Here is a 15,948-nt window from a genome sequence, read left to right on the forward strand (position 1 = left end):
CCGGGGCGTTACGGCAAAGGCCGGGACATCCGTGGGATGTCCCGGCCTTTGCCGTGGGTGGAGATGGGGGGAATTGAACCCCCGTCCGATGTCGTGTTGTCAGGGCTTCTCCGGGCGCAGTTTGCGTCGGATTTTCTCGGCCCCAGCCATGCGGCAAACAGCTGGCTGATCCGGGCCCAGTCACCTAAGAGTCCCGTTCACTCCGGTGACGGGAGCAAACAGCAGTGGCTATCTAAATGACGCCAGGATCCGGGGCGATAGCAACCCCGGGCTGACGGACTGTCTTACTGCTTAGGCAGCGAGAGCGAAGTCAGTGCGCTTAGATTCGGCACTTATTGGTTTGCAGACAGCGTTTACGAGATAATTCTGCATCCTCGGCCCGCTTCACCTGTCGCGACTAACATCGTCGAAACCGATCATCCCCGTATTTTGTTACCAAACCGGCTGGCAAGCCTGCCGGACTATCAATACTAACGCATGCCCTGCGGAAATAATTCCTACCGGCGCCGGTTGCGTTCGCGCATCTCGCGCTGGGCCTCGCGGTTGTCCTGCTGCTCACGCAGCGTTTGCCGCTTGTCGTATTCGCGCTTGCCGCGGGCCACGCCGATTTCCACTTTGGCCCGTCCGTCCACAAAGTACAACTGCAACGGGACAATGGTGTAGCCGGATTCCCGGACCTTGTGGGCGATCTTGATGAGCTCCTCGCGGTGCAGCAGCAGCTTTCGCCGGCGGCGGGCAGCGTGGTTGGTCCAGCTGCCCTGGTTGTATTCGGGAATGTGGATCGCTTCCATCCACAGTTCGTCGTTGTAGAACGTGCAGAATCCATCCACCATGGAGGCGTGGCCCTCCCGGAGCGACTTTACTTCGGTGCCCATCAGGGCGATGCCGGCCTCGTAGGTGTCCAGCACGTGATAGTCATGCCGGGCCTTGCGATTGGTGGCCACCACCTTACGGCCACTTTCTTTAGGCACGGGGAAACTCCTCAGGTTCAGGTTGGCTGCTCCGTGCCCGCGGCGCGGAGCTATACCAGTCTACGGCAGGGGCAGCATGCCCCTAGAGCAGTCCCATGGGGTCAACCGCGACGCCGTTGAGCCAGGTTTCGAAGTGGGCGTGGCAGCCAGTGGAGTTGCCCGTGCTGCCGGAGTAGGCAATGAGCTGGCCTTGCGAGACCCTTTGTCCATTCGAAACCACGATGCTGGAGTTGTGGTAGTAAATGGTCGTCAGGGTGTTGCCCTGCACCACCCCGTGGTCGATCTTGACGCGCCAGCCGCCGCCGTCGGCGGAGTTCCAGCCTGAGCTGAAGACTTCACCGGCTGCCGCAGCGTACACAGGAGTGCCGCAGGCCGCACCGAAGTCGATACCGGTGTGCATGTATCCGCCGGTGCCATAGAAGTCGATGGTGCCCGGCGGGGTGGTGCGGTAGCCGAAGCCTGAGGTGATGGGGATACTGCCGTCGAAGGGGTGGCGGAGGCCAAAGGCCGACGGCGACCCTGCTGCGGGCGGAACATACGGCTGGACAGGCGGTGCGGGGCGGTTCGCTGCCGCCGCTGCGGCGGCAGCTGCGGCTGCCGCCGCAGCGGCCTGCCTGCGCTGTTCGGCTTCCCAGGCCTCACGGGCCTTCCGGTCGCGCTCGGCAATTTCGTTGGCCACCTGGTTCTGGTTGGCCTGGACGCCCGCAAGCTGGGCCTGAATGCCGGGTTTGGCCGCCTGGAGCTCCGCATCAAGGCGGGTGGTATCGGCGATCAGCTGGTCAACTTGGGCTTTCTTCGCCGCGGCTTCGTCCCGGGCGGCCTTCTCACGTTCCAGTGCCGCATCGGCTTTGGCCTTGAGGTCCTTGATCTCACCTTCCACGGCCTGCAGCCGGGCTTCGGAGTTGACGTTGGTGGCGTTCTGCTGGTTGAGCTTGTCCATCGCCGCGTTCTGGCTGCGCATGGCCTGGTCGGCGAGGTCCATGGTGTCGGTTAGGCTGCCGCCGCCGCTGGACCCAAAGAACAGGGAGAGATTGGAGGGTACGCCGCCGGACTTGTAGGCCTGGGTGGCGATTTGGCCGATCAGCTTCTTGGTACCGGCGATCTTTTGCTTGTCAGTTTCGAGCTGCTGGGTGATCTTGGCCTTGTTCTGCTGGGCCATGTCCACCCGGGCCGCCAGGGCTTCCGATTCTTTCACAGCACTGGCCACGCGGCCTTGCGCGTCGAGGAGGGCCTGCTGCGCACCGGGGAGCTGGCCCTGGTAAATCACCAGGTCACCGGCGGCCTTGGCGATCCTGGAATCGACGAACTCAAGGGAGGCCTGGACGCGGGCCGCTTCGGCCTCGAGCGCGGCCTTGCGGTCCTCGAGGTCGTCGGCGAAGGCCACGGGAGTTGCCACGGCCATCCCGGCGGAAAGGATGACGGCCAGTACACCGCTGACGATCCCCATGCGGCGGGCAGCGGCCCGCCCCCGGCGGAACCGGCGGCGCGGAGAGGTTTGATCGGTTACGTTCATGAGCATTCCTTGGTCGGTTTGCATAGCCTAAACGCGCAAGTATCTGCGAAGGGTCAAGAGAGACGAAATTCCTGCCAAGGATCCGCCAAGGATCAACAGCGCCGGCGCGAGGATCAGTGTCTGGCCCGAGGAAATGAAAGCGGTGTCCGGGTACTGGCGGGACATGTAGTCACCCAGGAAGAACTGCGCCACGGCCCACAGCGTGCCGGAGGCCAGCGCAGCACCGATGACTGCGGCGATGACCCCTTCAAGGATGAAGGGCAACTGGATCACGGTCTTCGACGCGCCCACAAGCCGCATGATGCCGGTTTCCCGGCGCCTGCTGAAGGCGGATAGCCGGATTGTAGTGGCGATCAGCAGGATCGCGCAGACGATCATCACGCCGGCGATGCCCACTGCGACCAGGGAGGCGCCGTTCATCACCGAGAAGAGGCGTTCGAGGAGCTGTCGCTGGTCGATCACGGTCTCCACGCCCGGCTGCGATGAGAAGGTCTCGCTGATGATCTGGTATTTTTCGGGGTCCTTCATGTTGATCCGGAATGATGCCGGCAGCTGGTCCGGGGTAACCGAATCGACGATGGGCGAGTTGGAGAACTGGTCCTTGAAGTGCTTGTACGCCTCATCCCGGGACTCGAACTGGAAGTCGTTGATGTACTGCGCCACGGCGGGTGATTCCAGGAGAGCGTTGAGGCCCTGCTGCTGCTCAGGGGTGACCGGCCCGGACGCGCACCCGGGCGCGGTCGAACCGTCGCTGCACAGGAAGATGGCTACTTGGACCTTGTCATACCAGTACCCCTTCATCTGGTTGATCTGCATTTGGAGCATCCCGGCGGCGCCCACGAAGGTGAGGGACACGAAGGTAACCAGGATGACCGAAACCACCATGGAAAGGTTGCGGCGCAGGCCGCTGCCGATCTCGGAAAGGATGAATGCAAGCCTCATTGCCGTGCCTCACCTTCGGCACCGTTGCCCGGCAGGCCGTCGTCGGGCGTTTCCCTGCCGCTGGCGTCCTTGAGCCGCCTGGACTGGCCGACGACGGGGATCATCGAGGTGTACAGGGCCTTGGCTTCGTCCCGGATCACCACGCCGTTCTTGAGCTCGACCACCCGCTTGCGCATTTCGTTGACGATGTCGTCGTCGTGGGTGGCCATCACTACCGTGGTTCCGTTTTGGTTGATCTTGTCCAGCACACCCATGATGCCCATGGACGTTGTGGGGTCCAGGTTTCCTGTGGGTTCGTCGGCCAGGAGGATCCCGGGCCGGTTGACCACGGCCCGGGCGATGGCCACCCGCTGCTGCTCGCCGCCGGACAGTTCGTGCGGCATACGGTGTTCCTTGCCTTCGAGGCCAACGGTCTTGAGGACCTCGGGGACGGTATCGCGGATGACGCTGCGGCTCTTTCCGATGACCTGCATGGCGAACGCCACGTTGGCGAAGACGTTCTTTTGGGGCAGGAGGCGGAAGTCCTGGAAGACGACGCCGATGCCACGGCGGAGGCGCGGCACGCGCCAGCTCGAAATCCTGGCAACGTTTTGGCCGGCGACGTAGACGGCGCCCGAAGTTGCGCGGTCCTCCTTCAGCACCAGCCGGAGGAAGGTGGACTTCCCGGAGCCCGAGGCTCCCACCAGGAAGGCGAATTCGCCGCGATCAATCTCAAGGTTGACGGAGTCCAGCGCAGGCCGGGCTTTTTGGTCGTAGACCTTGGTAACATTTTCGAATCGGATCATGGCCCTAAGTACCCTGCAGGGCATGGCTGATTGTTCTGATGCAGCCCAGTTCTGCAGCCGGTGCACGGGTTTTCGTTTGGGGGAAGTAGGGCCCCGGCCCCTCGACTATACGCAGGATGCCCGGCGCTAGGGCGGGCTTTCGGGGGCGTGTCGCCGGATCCGATCGCGCCCGGCAGCCGCCCGGCTACTTTTCGGCGTTGCGGTTGTCAGTACGCCAGCGGATGCCGGCGTCGATAAAGTCGTCGATCTCGCCGTCGAATACAGCTGATGTATTGCCCACCTCGTGTTCAGTGCGCAGGTCCTTCACCATCTGGTAGGGATTGAGGACATAGGAACGCATCTGGTCGCCCCAGGAGGCTTTGACGTCTCCCGCCAGGGCCTTCTTCTCCGCGTCTTCCTGTTCCTTCTTAAGCAGGAGGAGCCGGGATTGCAGCACGCGCATGGCGGCGGCCCGGTTTTGGAGCTGTGACTTCTCGTTCTGCATCGAGACGACGGTGCCGGTGGGAATGTGGGTAAGGCGCACCGCGGAGTCGGTGGTGTTCACCGACTGGCCGCCGGGCCCGGACGAGCGGAATACGTCAACCCTGATTTCGTTGTCCGGGATGTCGATGGAATCAGTCTGTTCGATCAGCGGTATGACTTCCACGGCCGCGAACGATGTCTGGCGCCGGCCCTGGTTGTCGAACGGGCTGATCCGGACCAGGCGGTGGGTCCCTGCTTCGACACTGAGGGTGCCGTAAGCGTAGGGCGCCTTGACCTCGAAGGTGGCCGATTTCAGGCCGGCTTCCTCCGCGTACGAGGTGTCCATGACCGTCGTGGGGTAGCCGTGCCGCTCGGCCCAGCGGAGGTACATGCGCATCAGCATCTCGGCGAAATCTGCCGCGTCGACACCGCCCGCTCCCGCACGGATGGACACCACGGCTTCGCGCTCGTCATATTCTCCGGACAACAGGGTGACCACTTCCAGGTCCTTGAGGGCCTTCTTGATGGATTCGAGTTCGGCCGCGGCCTCCCCCATCGAGGCGGCGTCGTCCTCGTCCTGGCCCAGTTCCACCAGCACTTCGAGATCGTCGATACGCGAGGCCAGGTTGGTAAGGCGTTCCAACTCGGACTGTCGGTGGGAGAGACGGGAGGTGATCTTCTGCGCCGCTGCAGGGTCGTCCCACAGGTCCGGCTCCCCTGCCCGCTCGCTGAGCTCGGCGATGTCTTCACGGAGTGCATCCACGTCGGAGACGCGTTCGATGGACTCGTAGGTGGCGCGGAGGGCGCGGATTTCAGCGGAAAAATCAATATTGGCCATGGTGGTTTAACCCTACGCTATTGGGGCTTACGGCCCGGCGCCGGCCGCCACCGGGGATTGGACCGCCGGGCCAGGCATCAACGGGTCAACCGGGAACGTGCCGTGGAGGTGGCCTCGATGCGGATTCCGTCGGGAATCAGGAAGTTCACCACCGGCGGGTGCACCGCAGCGGTGAGGACTACGACGGCGGTGGAACCGTCGGGCGATCCCGTTCCGGGGGCGACGGCGAGGCCGGAGAACCGTTGGGCGGCCGGGCTCCTGTCGACGAAGTCGGAGGCCACGTTGCGCACGCGGGCGGGGTTTAGGACAGCCGATGGAGTTCCGCCCTGCGATGAGACGTCGCCGAGCGTGTAGCTGTCGGCAGCCGCCAGCGATGCTCCGTCAGCCAGGGAGAGCAGCCGCTTGTGTTCGACGTAAACACTGGATATTCCGATGACGACCGTTGCCACCAGCAAGGCGAGGGCCACGTAGCCGACGATCATCACCATCAGTTGGCCCTCCTCGCTATTTTGCGCACGGGGTGTCACCGGTACCGCCCCACCAATTGGGTGGCGGAGGCCTGGACATCCGTGGCCGACAGTCCTTCCGCAAAAGGGAGGAAGGGCAGCGGCACGCTGAGGCTGACGGTCACCGTGACGGCACTTCCCGCAGCAGTGCAGTCTGCTGGTTCGCAGCTTGTTGTCATGGTTGCCCGCCCCGGTTCATGCCCGAAATCGGAAAGAGCCAGGGTTACCGCCCGCTCTGCGGCCGCTTGCGCGGTGACGGGGTCGGACTGGGCAACGTACACCTTTGCTGCCTGGTCGGCGGCGCCCACCACGGCGAAGGAGCCGCCCTGGATCTGGGACACGGTGATGACGAAATACACCAGCGGGACCATCAGCAGGAGTGCCAGGAAGGTGAATTCGACGACTGCACTCCCCCGTTCGTGCTCGCTCACGTGCCGCTGCACGTCCTCCCGGTTGGGACGCGGCGGGTTCACCGCCAGGCCGGAGGCGTTTGCATTTCCCGGATGTTGTCCGGCGTACGGTGCCCGTTCCCGGCAGAGTGCTTCCGTGAGCCTTGTCCTGATGCGGAACCTGATGGCGGTGCGGGGCGGCTTGTCTGTCGCTAACGGATCACGGCTGGATGGCCGCATGCCCTTTCACCTCCAGCATCTCCCGGGGACCGATCAGGCCGATGACCGGCAACGGGGACCGGACTGTCACCTCCAGCGTGCGCATCCCTTGAAGATCTACTTCCCGGGTGCTGACCTGCTCGGCAAATCCGGGATTCAGGGCAGTTTCGATGAGGCTGCGGGTCCGTTCCTCGGCGTCGGCGGAGTTGCGGTCTGCCAAGGTCCCGTAGCGGGCGCCGGACGCGGCAGCATCGATGAGCGTGTTCCGAACGTGCAGGACCAAGGTCAGCTGGATGATCGCGAGGAAGAACATCGTGAGCAGCCCGCCGACCAGAACAAAATCCACGACGGCCGAGCCCCGCTCCCCCTCAGACCGAAGCCCGGGACGCGCCTCAGGCCCTGGAGCGGAGCGTGCCAAGGGTCAGTTCCCTACTTTGTCCATGGCCTGGTTGAACATGGCTTCCAGTGCAGGGCCGGCGAGCGCCAGGAGAGCCGCTACCAGGACGGCGGACATCAGTGTGATCATTACCCAACCCGGCACGTCCCCACGTTCCGGATTGTCTCCGGGGACTCCTGTGGATCGGTGCCCGTCCGCCGGGCGGTGCAGTTCACACTGCACGACGGCGGCCATACCGATAAACAGCATCACGAGACGGTTTCCCATTGTTTTCATGTTGCGTCCTTTCCTGATGAATACGGTGTCCTTGCACGAGCTGCTTTACGACAAGTGGCCGCCCACAGCTTCAGAAGCCCAAATTGATCGCTGCTATGCCCGGGAATACGGCGAAGACCACGGTCAGCGGGAGTATCCCGAAGACCAACGGCACCATCATTGCTATTTCTTTCCTGCCCGCTGCCTCCATGAGGTCCCGCTTGGCCGAATCACGAACATCCTGGGCTTGGGCCCGGAGCACTTCCGCAAGGGGTGTTCCCCTGTCCACCGCAACGATGATTCCGTCAACGAACCTGACCAAGGGCGCCAGGTCAGTACGTCCGGAAAACTCCTCCAAGGCAAAGATGAGCGGCTTCCCTGCCCGCGTCTCCGCGAGGATCTTCGCAAACTCCTTTGACAGTTCCCCGTGGGCGCTCCTGCACACCCGGTCCAGTGCACCCGTCGCGCTTTCCCCCGCGCTGACAGCCAAGGCCATCAGCTCCGCCAGGCTGGGGAATTCGGCCATCATGCGCGCCTCCCGGCGTCGCACCTGGGCGCCCAGCCAGAAGTCCCGCAAAACAAAACCTGCCGCCGCGCTGCCAATGATTGCGGCCACTGCAAAGATCGGGCTGAACCTTCCTGCGGCGGCTCCCAAAAGTACGACCGTCACGGCGATGGCAAAACCGGCCGCTGCCCAAAGCAGCTGTTCCGCACGGAAGTCAATGGGTGACTTGCCGATTCCCGCTTGGGCCAGCCGCCGCTCCATTGCTCCCGGTGATGGGTTTAGCCGGGCCAATGCGGAAAGCCAGTCGCGGATGACCGGACGGAAAATCCGCTCCAGCGGGCCGAATGGTGTCAGATTCGGATCGCCCGTGCTCAGGAGCCGCGACTCCAGGTTCTGCGACTTAAGCTGGGGCTCGATCCGCTCAGAGAGCGTCATGGCACGCATCGGCGGGGACCTGAAGATCACAAGCCACAAGCCGAGGCCAAGGCCGATTCCGCAGACAACGGCGGCGGCCGGGACGGCCATCATCGGAGCACCCTTTCATCCTGGGGCAGCGCGCCGATCTTCAACATGATGGTGTAGCAAATGAGCGAGACCACCAGGCCCCCAAGCAGGACTGCAGCGCCCAGGGGTGTGTTGTACGCCTGGATTGCTTCCGGTCTGGTTGCCAGCAGCACCAGTACAATCCACGGTGCGGCGACAGCAAGCCGGGCCGCGTTGATCGTCCAGGATTGCCGCGCTTCCAGCTCACTGCGCGTGCGGGCGCTTTCACGAAGGAACTCTCCCAGGGTGCCGAGCAGCCGCCCCAGATCCGAGCCGCCCACTTCACGGGTGAGGCGCAATGCTTCCACAATGCGGTCTGCGACGGGGTCGGCAAGCCGGTGTTTCAGTTTATTCAGGGAGCCGTCGAATTGGCCGCCGGCCCGGTAATCGGCTCCGAAATCGCGGAACAGGGGCCGGAGTTCCTCGGGCCCTTTGTCGCCGAGTTGAATGAGGGCCTCAGGCAGCGGGAGGCCGGCGCGGATTGCCGAGCGAAGGTGATCAACGACGTCTGGCCAGAGCTGGCGGAGCAACGCTGACCTTTTTCGTGCCCGCCAGCGAAGCAGCGTGACAGGCAGCCACGATCCGAAGAGGCCGAAGCAGCCGGCAATCGGCCATGAACGACTGAGCGCGAAGAAGACAAGGGCAATGAACAGCCCCAGACCAAGGCAGGTCCCGACCAGGCCACGGGCCGAAACTTTCTCCACGCCCGCCGCAACGAGCAGGTCGCTGATACGTCCTGGCTTCCGCTCCCGGCGTCCGGCATCAGGAGTCTCCCAGCAGGACCACCAGATGAGGAAGAACCCCACCCCGGCCGCAGCTCCCACCATCGCGGAAATCATCGCGCGTCCAACAGGGCAGCGACGTCGTATCCCGCCCGGGAGAATTTTTCCGCGGCCGGCATTGCATTTGCCCTGGGCTGAAGGACGCCGCCCTCCAGGGCGAAGACGAGGGACGATTCAATGATTCCGTTCTCCACCCGGCGCCCCAGCGAGAGGATCTGCGTGACCTGCCGCCGTCCGTCGGCCTGTCTGCTGCAGTGCACGACGAGATCGATGCAGGACGCGACGGTGGGCACCACGAAGGCGCTGGAGATGTTCTCCCCGGCCAGCAACGGCAGCGTGCAAATCTTGGTGACGGCGTCGTGGGCGGAGTTTGCGTGGACGGTACACATCCCCGGAAGGCCGCTATTTAGTGCAATGAGCATGTCCAGGCTTTCGGCTTCGCGGACCTCCCCCACCACCAGCCGGTCGGGCCGCATGCGAAGGGCTTCCTTAACAAGGCGCCGGAGCGGGATTTCGCCTTCGCCCTCCAGGTTGGGTTGCCGGCACTGGAGTCCGACGACATCGCGCAAGGGAAATTGGAGTTCGAAGATTTCTTCAACCGTGATCACGCGCTCCCGGCTGCCGATGCTGGCTGCCAAGCAGTTCAACATGGTGGTCTTGCCGGCCTGTGTTGCGCCGGAGACCAGGATGTTCAGGCCGCTGGATACCGCCGCGCCGAGGAACCGCGCTGATTGGTGCGTCAGCGTTCCGAGTTCAACAAGGTGCTCGAGCCGGCTCGCCTTCACCACGAATTTTCGAATGTTGACCGCCCAGTGGCGGCGGGTGACGTCTGGGATGACGACGTGAAGCCTGGACCCGTCAGGCAGGGCAGCATCCACAAAGGGCGAGGACATGTCCAGCCGCCTGCCGGAGCTTTTCAGCATGCGCTCCACGAGATCACGCACCTGCTGCTCCGTCAGGCTCAGTGATGTCAGTTCCGACTCGCCGTTGCGCGCTACAAAGATCTCGTTTGGCGCGTTTAGCCAAACCTCTTCTATCGAAGGATCGTCGAGCAGCGGCTGGAGTACACCGAACCCTGCCACAGCGTCGAACAGGAATCTTCGCGCTGCGTCCAGCGGGCCGATGGGAGGAAGCGGGCCCATCAGTGCCCGTTCGTCGTAATCGGTGACCGCGGCCTCCACCAGGCGCCGGACCTCACCCGCTTGCTTGAGCGGATCCAACCCACGGCGGCGGATCAGTTCGCGGACCTCGTCCTCGACTATTCCCAGCGCGTCCATATGTTCCCCCATACAAATGCCGCCTCCGTCGGAGGCACTGCGACTGGCTTACAGCCTAGGGAGCATACACCACGCTGCCAAGTCATATGGGCTGCCCCTGTGGACAAAGTCGCCCATCCTTCAGCGCAAGGTGCCGGTGGATGGGCTAGCTGGCGCTGGGAACACGGTCTTCAATTGCCGGGTCGGATCGCTTGGCAGGCCGCTTCTTCAACCTCATCGCGGGGCGTTCGACGGCATAGTAGGTTACTGCCGACAACGGCAAAACGATGCCAAGCACCAAGACCACATTGAACGGCAGCGCAAGGGCAGACGACCCGACAGTCAATTGCCGTCTCATGAGCCAGAAGATGATCGGCAGATGCCACAGGTAAATGCTGTAGCTAATGAGGCCGACAAACCGGATCGGAGACCACTCCAGCACGGCCGCGAGCCGGTTCGGCCCGTCGTTCCTGGACGAGGGAAGAACAACCGCAAGGAGAAGCAACGCCGAAGCCACGCCCGCGAAGTTGGACAGAAACGGCATTGTTCCGCTCGCGCCGGCCACCAGAGATGCGGCGGCTCCGGCCACAAGGAAAAGCTTGGCAGGAATGCCCACGCGCCGGACGCCGCGCTCGTTCAACAGGACAACAATGAGTGCGGCGGCCATTCCGTACCCAAACAGGTCAGCCTGCCCAAGAAAGCTTCGCAGCAGGACCGCGGTCCACGTCTGACCAAATGCGAAGTCAATGAGCTGTGCATAACCAAGGTCGTCAGCTGCTAGGTGACCCCACAAGGAAACGCCCAGGCCAATGACAATCAGCGCGGCCGCCGGGACCGCCAGCGCCGTCGCCTTGGGCATCCCCCGCCTGATGAGCCCAGCGGCGAGCAACGCCATGACGGGGACGGCCACGTAGAAAGTGATTTCAGCCGTCAACGACCACGCCACCGGCAGACCACTCATCACGAACTGGGGAATGAACATGTGTACCAGCAGCGCATTGGCGACGAATTTCGCCGGATCTGTCAGGCGCCCGACGTTCTCCGGACCAAAACCGTGCGTACTGCCCACCAGGTAGACGCATCCCATGGCGAGCGACGCCACAGAGAAGATGAGCAGGTAGGCCGGATAGATGCGGAGGACCCTGTTTCTTGCATATCGCCGGAATGACGGCAGCTCGCTGCCGCGGAGAAGCGACGAAGCAAACGGCCTGAACAGCAGGAACCCTGAGAGGACAAAAAACAAGGGCAACCCCTGCCCCATGACTGGGAGGATGACTTGGCCGACCGGTCCGGCATGCACCTCATCGGAGGCCATCAAGCCAACATGGTAGGCCAGCACAGATAAAGCCGCGGCGGCCCGGAGGCCTTCAATGCCGGCGAGCCGCCGGCCCCAGCTCGGGGCAGGTGCGACATTGTTGTCCAACGTGTGTCCTTTCCTCGCGGACGGCATGAGTGACAGGCGTTTCACCTTCGCAGAATGGCGCACGGCACATCGACTTTCCAGTTTCCCGGCGCCGTTGCGACCACGTGCGCAACCATCGCCTGGTTCGCCGCGCAGGCCGCGCGGGCGTCCGCCACTCCCACAGCCCAGATGGGACCGTCTTGGCGGAATGAAAAAGAGGGGAAGAAATACAAGCACTGCAAAAGGGCGAAGACTGTCAGCACCGAGGTTGCGGCCTTGGCGGATGTTCTTTCCAAAGCCACTGCCAGGAGAGGAAAGAGCACAAGAAGGAACATGGACGGCACTACGCTGTATCTGCCCAGAAGGAATTCATGCCACTGGGCCGCCGTGAATTCCGCGTAGTTGAACTCTTTCGAGAAATTGAAAAGAACGGCCGCAGCCCAAACGCCCACCGAAGCGACAACCGCGACTACGGCAACGCCGCGATGGGCAGCTGTGCCTCGAAACAGGAGAAAGAGAAAAGCCGCGAAAAAAGGGAGCGCCGCCAACACGATCGGGACCGCACCAAAGTTCAAAATGATAAGCGCAATTTGGTTGGACGTACCGAACACTACGGCCGAGCTGCTGTTGAGGAACCACCCAACCACCACGGACAGTAAGTTTCCCGGCTCAAACGGAGCGGAACGCGGATAACTCACGGTCGTGAAGACCTGGCAAGCGATACCCAGCAATAACCCAGCCCTGGCAGGCCACAACCACTGGTCTCGAAACCGGTAAAAGAAGATCGGAACAAACATCAGCGTCAGTATTTCTGTCAATGATGACAGCGCGGCCGCAGCGAATAGGAGAATGCCCTCAGGTTTGTTCCGCGCCGGTTTGATAAGCAGCCAAGGAGCGAGCCAAAGCAGATACCAATGCAGGTTGGCAAAATTTCCCTGCGTCTCCAACGCTGCTGGTGCCACCATGATGGTGATCGAGGCCCACGCCAGTCTAGGTACAAGGCGTGTCGATATGGCGCTTGCACAATGGAAGACGATTAAGGCGACGAGACCAATGATCAGGCTGCTCAGAAGTGAGATGGCCACGGCATAAGCATCGACGGGGAACAGGCGGACGACGAACGCGGCTGCAAATCGCGGCACCACGTGCAGATAGCCCTGATATGGGGCAAAAACTCCGAGAATTCCAGGACGGGCCAGTGCATCCTGGAGGAATACCGCTCCATCCTCTGCCCAGATGGTGCCTTGAGCTGATGGGCTAAGGCGGGCAAAAGCAATGAGACTGGCCCCTAAAACAGCGACGGGAGCCGCTGACATCCTCCAGCCGAGCCTCATGGAAGCATTAGAGCCCTGATTGCTGTTCATCGTCCCTTATGACCCCCGGCGTTGAGCGTACGAAGCCGGCTAGTAATGGATGCGCGGTCAACGAATGCTCTCTCGGGACGCGCCTCATGAATGCTACCGGATACGCCGGCGATTCAATCAAAGCCCCAGGGCGGACCCGGCGCCGAAACCTCACACGAGCCCCAGCAGAAACACGCCTACCACTGGTCCCCCACGCATCACGATGCTATGGTGAGCGCGTTAAGTGTCAGTTACTGTGTTCGACAGGTCCCTGGGGGACCCCGGCACAGCAAACCAGATGGGCGTTCGGGGGAGCGCGCATTGCCGTCCGGAGCCAATATGAAGCGGAACCTGTCTCAGTCCCGTACCCCATTCCTAAAGTACCTAGGGGTTGTTCCGCTTGCGCTTGCATTGGTGGTGGGCCCGGGCCTCACAGGCCCCGCGATCGGGCTTGAATCAAGCCCGCCCCAAGCCCCCTCCCCGTCGTCGGCCCCCGTCACGGCCGCACCTTCGGTTGCGCCCCAGTCCACAGCAGCGCCCGCTGCACCCAGCATGGCACAGCCCTCCCCCAGTCCGACCGAGAGCCCTGCGGCCACACCGTCACCAAGGCCACAGTCGATGGCAGATGCCATCGGACCAGGCGGCGCGCAGATGGGTCAGCGATCAGCACGGGTTACGTCCGCCGCTTCTGCAGCTGCTACCAAGCCCAACAGCATCGAAACTCTGTCCGCGCAGGGCACGTGGATGCCCACCTTCGGTGTCCAGGGGCTGGACGTCAGCTATTACCAATCATCCGTTGACTGGCAGCAGCAATGGAACATGGGAGCACGCTTTGCCTATGTGAAAGCATCTGAGGGCAACTACTACACAAACCCGGCCTACAGCTCCCAGTACCAGGGATCCCGGAACGTTGGGATGATCCGCGGGGCGTACCACTTCGCAATTCCGAACTGGTCGTCTGGAGCGGACCAAGCCACATACTTCGTCAACAACGGCGGCGGGTGGTCCCCGGACGGATATACGTTGCCACCAGTCCTCGACTTTGAATTCAACCCGTACGAGGGCAGGACCATCAACGGCTTCTACTTCGGCAACACCTGCTACAACATGTCCCCGGGACAGCTGGCTGCCTGGGTTCAGGACTTCGGAAACACGGTCAGGTCGATGACCGGCAGGCTTCCCATGATCTATACCAACACGAGTTGGTGGAACCAATGCCTCGGCAATCAGACAGGCTTCGGTGACTACCCGCTGTGGGTTGCCGCTTACCCCGGTTCACCGACGAACGACGCTGGCGCAGTTCCAGCAAGCTGGGCAACCTACAGCGTCTGGCAGTACAGCAGCACGGGACCGATGGCCGGAGACTCCAATGTGTGGAACGGCGATTACGCATCGCTGCAACGGTTCGCCGGAGTCGCCCTGCCCACCGGCAGCTTCGACGACCTCTCCGTGGTCAAGAACGGGAGCGACGTCAGCCTCAGAGCCCGTGGATGGTCGGTAGATCTGGCCAACATTCCGGCGTCGAACCAAACGCATGTCTACGTCACCGGCCCGGACGGAACCACAACAGGCTATCCCTGGACAGCGGATGCCTACCGACCCGACGTCAACAATGTCTTCGGCTACGGTTCGTCCCATGGCTTTGACGGGAAGATACCTATCACCAAGTCGGGAAATTACAAGGCCTGCGCCTACTCCATCGGAACCTTCGATAACACCTCACTTGGCTGTAAGTCCATCACCGCTTCCGGCGTCGAAGCCCCGATTGGAAATTTTGAGAGCCTCAGCGAAGTAAGAACTGCTGACAAAGTCAGTCTCCAGCTCAAAGGGTGGGCTGTAGATCTGGCAAACCCTGCCGCCAGCACGTATGCGGACACCTACATAACCGGCCCAGACGGGACAACCACCGGCTACCGGATGACCGCAAATACTTCCCGGCCGGATGTTCAGACTGTTACCGGCCTGGGATCCAACCACGGCTTTGACTACCAGGTGACCCTAACAGCGCCCGGAAATTACCAAGCGTGCACATACGCCATAGGCCAAAACTCGAATCTATCGCTTGGATGCAAGAACATCACTATCGGTGCCAGCCCGGCACCCATCGGTTCGTATGATGCGCTTTCCCTCGTGCAGGCACCCAACACCGCAAACCTCCAATTGACCGGCTGGACCCTGGATCCCAGCTACCCGGGAAAGATCAACACGGTAAGCACCTACGTGTCCGCTAAAGACGGCACACCCATAGCCAATCCAGTAATAGCAACGGCAACGGCGAACCTTGCCAGGCCTGATGTGAATGCCGCCTTGAACACGATCGGCAACCACGGCTACCAAGCCCAGATCGCGATCAGCGCCCCTGGCAACTACTCCGTGTGTGCCAAGGCCGTAGGGGTTGCCCCCCTCGCAGCCGGGCCTACCGCGCTGGGCTGCCGCGACATCACCGTGCGGCCGACTCCGCCCACCATGGGAAGCCTCGACACGGCAGGCATCCAGGTCTCCAACGGCCAGGCCTTGCTGACAACCCAGGGGTGGACCTTGGATCCGGCCATGCCTGGCTTCTCAAACCCCGTACACGTCTACATTTCGTATCCTGACGGCACCACGAAGGGGTACCCGTTCACCGCCAACCTCAAGCGGTCAGACGTCAACGCCGTTCTGCAGACCATCGGAGACCACGGGTATTCAACCACCGTAGCCATCACGGCGCGAGGCAAATACAGCGTTTGCACTTATGGCGTCGCAGTATCCCCATTCAGCACTAACAACTCCCAGCTTGGATGCCGGAGCTTGACCTACTAGGACCGAACAAGTTGTCATTCAAAGGTATGGCAAAACAC

At 62.4% G+C, this 15,948-nt stretch carries 15 protein-coding genes and 1 other RNA gene; 1 reads left to right on the forward strand and 15 read right to left on the reverse strand.

Annotated features, from left to right (window positions below; all coding sequences use genetic code 11):
* Positions 1 to 55: 55 nt before the first annotated feature.
* The 15 genes from ssrA to DC347_RS08875 all read right to left on the reverse strand — a co-directional run bounded on the left by ssrA (position 56) and on the right by DC347_RS08875 (position 13,129).
* Positions 56 to 424, reverse strand: a transfer-messenger RNA (tmRNA) gene (ssrA, locus tag DC347_RS08805).
* Between the two features lie 73 nt (positions 425 to 497).
* Entirely contained in the window at positions 498 to 971 is a 474-nt protein-coding gene (smpB, locus tag DC347_RS08810; RefSeq protein WP_026264249.1) for an SsrA-binding protein SmpB, read from the reverse strand.
* Positions 972 to 1,053: 82 nt separating this feature from the next.
* Entirely contained in the window at positions 1,054 to 2,484 is a 1,431-nt protein-coding gene (locus DC347_RS08815; RefSeq protein WP_018760180.1) for a M23 family metallopeptidase, read from the reverse strand.
* A 27-nt stretch (positions 2,485 to 2,511) separates the two neighbouring features.
* On the reverse strand, positions 2,512 to 3,426 hold the full coding sequence (ftsX, locus tag DC347_RS08820; RefSeq protein ID WP_018760181.1) for a permease-like cell division protein FtsX: 915 nt from the start codon (positions 3,424 to 3,426) through the stop codon (positions 2,512 to 2,514).
* The gene (gene ftsE / locus DC347_RS08825; protein ID WP_018760182.1) at positions 3,423 to 4,211 is read right to left on the reverse strand and encodes a cell division ATP-binding protein FtsE; all 789 of its coding nucleotides are present in this window, start codon (positions 4,209 to 4,211) and stop codon (positions 3,423 to 3,425) included. The genes ftsX and ftsE overlap by 4 nt, the downstream gene beginning before the upstream one ends.
* A gap of 184 nt (positions 4,212 to 4,395) precedes the next feature.
* Positions 4,396 to 5,511 carry a peptide chain release factor 2 gene (gene prfB, locus DC347_RS08830; RefSeq protein WP_018760183.1) on the reverse strand — a complete coding sequence of 372 codons (1,116 nt, stop codon included), beginning with the start codon at positions 5,509 to 5,511 and terminating at the stop codon, positions 4,396 to 4,398.
* Positions 5,512 to 5,588: 77 nt separating this feature from the next.
* A complete protein-coding gene (locus DC347_RS08835; protein ID WP_109045098.1) occupies positions 5,589 to 5,999 on the reverse strand; it encodes a pilus assembly protein TadG-related protein in 411 nt (136 codons plus the stop codon).
* Between the two features lie 35 nt (positions 6,000 to 6,034).
* Positions 6,035 to 6,448, reverse strand: a complete 414-nt coding sequence (locus DC347_RS08840) for a hypothetical protein (protein WP_368665750.1) — start codon at positions 6,446 to 6,448, stop codon at positions 6,035 to 6,037.
* A gap of 178 nt (positions 6,449 to 6,626) precedes the next feature.
* Positions 6,627 to 6,971 carry a TadE family protein gene (locus tag DC347_RS08845; protein WP_018760186.1) on the reverse strand — a complete coding sequence of 115 codons (345 nt, stop codon included), beginning with the start codon at positions 6,969 to 6,971 and terminating at the stop codon, positions 6,627 to 6,629.
* A 75-nt stretch (positions 6,972 to 7,046) separates the two neighbouring features.
* Complete coding sequence (locus DC347_RS08850; protein WP_109045100.1) at positions 7,047 to 7,298, reverse strand: hypothetical protein; 252 nt, start codon at positions 7,296 to 7,298, stop codon at positions 7,047 to 7,049.
* Positions 7,299 to 7,368: 70 nt separating this feature from the next.
* A complete protein-coding gene (locus tag DC347_RS08855) occupies positions 7,369 to 8,310 on the reverse strand; it encodes a type II secretion system F family protein (protein ID WP_109045101.1) in 942 nt (313 codons plus the stop codon).
* Complete coding sequence (locus DC347_RS08860; RefSeq protein WP_206073904.1) at positions 8,307 to 9,164, reverse strand: type II secretion system F family protein; 858 nt, start codon at positions 9,162 to 9,164, stop codon at positions 8,307 to 8,309. The genes DC347_RS08855 and DC347_RS08860 overlap by 4 nt, the downstream gene beginning before the upstream one ends.
* Positions 9,161 to 10,384, reverse strand: a complete 1,224-nt coding sequence (locus tag DC347_RS08865; protein WP_109045102.1) for a CpaF family protein — start codon at positions 10,382 to 10,384, stop codon at positions 9,161 to 9,163. The genes DC347_RS08860 and DC347_RS08865 overlap by 4 nt, the downstream gene beginning before the upstream one ends.
* A 145-nt stretch (positions 10,385 to 10,529) precedes the next feature.
* A complete protein-coding gene (locus tag DC347_RS08870) occupies positions 10,530 to 11,786 on the reverse strand; it encodes an acyltransferase (RefSeq protein ID WP_165838000.1) in 1,257 nt (418 codons plus the stop codon).
* A gap of 41 nt (positions 11,787 to 11,827) precedes the next feature.
* Positions 11,828 to 13,129: a hypothetical protein gene (locus DC347_RS08875; protein ID WP_133247076.1), complete on the reverse strand. Its 1,302-nt coding sequence runs from the start codon at positions 13,127 to 13,129 to the stop codon at positions 11,828 to 11,830.
* Between the two features lie 723 nt (positions 13,130 to 13,852).
* Between DC347_RS08875 and DC347_RS08880 the strand changes: the two genes are divergently transcribed.
* On the forward strand, positions 13,853 to 15,910 hold the full coding sequence (locus tag DC347_RS08880; RefSeq protein WP_109045136.1) for a lysozyme: 2,058 nt from the start codon (positions 13,853 to 13,855) through the stop codon (positions 15,908 to 15,910).
* The last annotated feature ends 38 nt before the right edge of the window (positions 15,911 to 15,948 follow it).

Source organism: Pseudarthrobacter sp. AG30 (genome assembly GCF_003116525.1).
Lineage (GTDB): Bacteria > Actinomycetota > Actinomycetes > Actinomycetales > Micrococcaceae > Arthrobacter.